Raw genomic sequence first — 2,675 nt, forward strand, 5'->3', positions numbered from 1 at the left:
TTCTCGCCACCGCGCTCGCCACCCCGGCGCTCGCCGAGCCGGCGGCCCCGGCGATCCCGGTCGACACGCTGAAAACGGTGACCAAGGAATTGTCCTCCGATGCTTATGAGGGCCGCGCGCCGACCTCCGCCGGGGAGGAAAAGACCGTCGCCTATATCGTCGAGCGGATGAAGGCCGCCGGGCTCCAGCCGGGCAATAACGGCAAATGGACCCAGGACGTGCCGATGGTGGAGATCACCGCCACCGACATCGCGCCGTTCACCGTCACCGGGGGCAAAAAACCGATCACGCTCGCCTATCGCGACGATATCGTCGCCGGCACCTATCGCGTCGTGCCGAAGATTTCGCTCAAGGCCAGCGACATGGTGTTCGTCGGCTATGGCATCAACGCGCCCGAAAAGGGCTGGAACGATTATGCCGGCGTCGACGTGAAGGGCAAAACCGTCGTCATCCTGGTCAACGATCCCGATTGGCAGACCAAAGAGGCCGGCGCCGGCGCCGGCCCGTTCGAGGGCCGCGCGATGACCTATTACGGGCGCTGGACCTATAAGTTCGAGGAGGCCGCGCGGCAGGGCGCCGCCGCCGCGATCATCGTCCACGATACCGAGCCGGCCGCCTATCCCTGGGCGGTGGTGCGCTCGTCATGGACCGGCGCGCAGCACGAGCTGGACGAAGCCAACAACCATATGGACCAGAGCGAGATCGTCGCCTGGATCCAGCTCGACCGCGCGAAAGAGATCTTCGCCGCCGCGGGCAAGGATTTCGCGGCGCTGTCCGAAGCCGCGAAGCACAAGGGGTTCAGGGCGGTGCCGCTGGGGACGAAATTCTCCGGCAGCTTCTCGAACACGATCCGTCGCAGCGCCTCGCACAATGTGATCGGGCTGTTGCCGGGCAAGAGCGCGCCCGGCGAAACGGTGCTTTATTCGGCGCATTGGGATCATCTGGGGCATTGCGATCCGGTCGACGGCGACGGGATCTGCAACGGCGCGGTCGACAATGCCTCGGGGGTCGCCGGGCTGATCGCGATGGCCGAGGTGCAGGCGAAGGCGGGGCCGGCGCGGCGCTCGATCGCCTTTCTCGCGGTGACCGCGGAGGAAAGCGGGCTGCTCGGCTCGGCTTATTATGCGGCGCATCCGGTGTTCCCGCTCGGCAAGACGGTCGGCGGGGTCAATATGGACGTGCTCAACGTCAATGGCGCGACCAGGGATTTCGAGATCACCGGCGCGGGCAAGTCCGAGCTGGAGGATATGGTCAAGCCGCTGCTCGCCGCGCAGGGCCGCGCGATCGTGGCCGAAGCGACCCCGGAGAAGGGCCATTATTACCGCTCCGACCATTTCTCCTTCGCCAAGCTCGGCGTGCCGATGCTGTCGGGGGGAAGCGGCGAGGATCTGGTCAACGGCGGGGTCGCTGCGGGCCGCGCGGCGGCGGAGGATTATAACGCCCACCGCTATCACAAGCCGCAGGACGAATATGATCCCAAGTGGGACTGGTCGGGCGCGGTGCAGGATCTGACGATCTATTATCAGCTCGGGCGCGAGCTGGCCGACAGCGACGCATGGCCCAATTGGTATCCGACCGCCGAATTCCGCGCGATCCGCGACACCTCGCGGGGGGCCACGAAGTGACGCTGCCCCCTCCCCCCGAATGGGCGCACCACAAGGCGGTGTGGATCGGTTTCCCGTCGCACGCCGAGCTGTGGCAGGAGGACCTCGACGAGGCGCGCGCCGAAGTCGCCGCCTTCGCCAAGGCGGTGCATGCCGACGGGCGCGGCGAGAAGGTGCTGCTGGTCGCCGCCGATGCCGAGGCGGGTGTCGCCGCGACCAGACTCGCGCCGTTCGCCGAGGTCGTCGTCGAGCGGTTCGGCGATATCTGGCTGCGCGATACCGCGGTGATCCTGACCGGCGACGGCACCGCGCGGGATTTCGCGTTCAACGGCTGGGGCGGCAAATATGACCTGCCCGGCGACGACGATATCGGCGCACGGCTCGCCCGCCGCGCGAAGAAGAGCATCGTCCCATGCGATTGGGTGCTCGAGGGCGGCGCGCTCGACGGCGACGGCACCGGGCTGGTCGTCACCACCGAGCAATGCGTGCTCAACCCCAATCGCAACGGCCATATCGGCAAGGCCGAGATCGAGGAGCGGCTCCAGCGCGACCTCGGCTATGATCGCGTGCTGTGGCTCGGCGACGGGCTGCTCAACGATCATACCGACGGGCATGTCGACAATCTCGCGCGGTTCGTCGGCGAGGGGCGGCTGGCGATCCCGGTCGCGGCGGACAATGATCCCAACTGGCAGGTCTATCAGCAGGCCGCGGCGCGCGCCGAGGCGTTCGGGCTGGCGGTGGTGCCGATCCCCTCCCCCGGCCGCGTGATCCGCGACGACGAGATCGTGCCGGCGAGCTATATGAACTTCTACATCGGCAATGCCAGCGTGGTCGTGCCGCTCTACGGCGCGGCGAACGATCAGGCGGCGGTGCAGGCGATCCAGGCGATCTTCCCGCAGCATGAGGTGGTCGGGCTGCGCGCCGATGCGATCCTCACCGGCGGGGGCAGCTTCCACTGCATCAGCCAGCAGATACCGGGGTAACCGTCACCCTCTTCTTCACTCCCCTCCCTTGAACAAGGGAGCATCTGTGATGTTGATCAAGCGGGTCGAGGTATCCATGGCCGGTTTT

Annotated in this window: 2 protein-coding genes; both read left to right on the forward strand. The window is 67.0% G+C overall.

From position 1 onward, the window contains the following. A partial coding sequence (locus tag BGN95_RS22245; RefSeq protein ID WP_502688333.1) for a M28 family metallopeptidase occupies positions 1-1,625 on the forward strand: 1,625 nt, incomplete at its 5' end. After that, complete coding sequence (locus tag BGN95_RS22250; protein WP_286774021.1) at positions 1,622-2,587, forward strand: agmatine deiminase family protein; 966 nt, start codon at positions 1,622-1,624, stop codon at positions 2,585-2,587. The genes BGN95_RS22245 and BGN95_RS22250, both read left to right, overlap by 4 nt. Positions 2,588-2,675: the final 88 nt, after the last annotated feature.

Origin of the sequence: Sphingomonas sp. 66-10 (assembly GCF_001897045.1) — a bacterium.
Taxonomy (GTDB): domain Bacteria; phylum Pseudomonadota; class Alphaproteobacteria; order Sphingomonadales; family Sphingomonadaceae; genus Sphingomonas; species Sphingomonas lycopersici.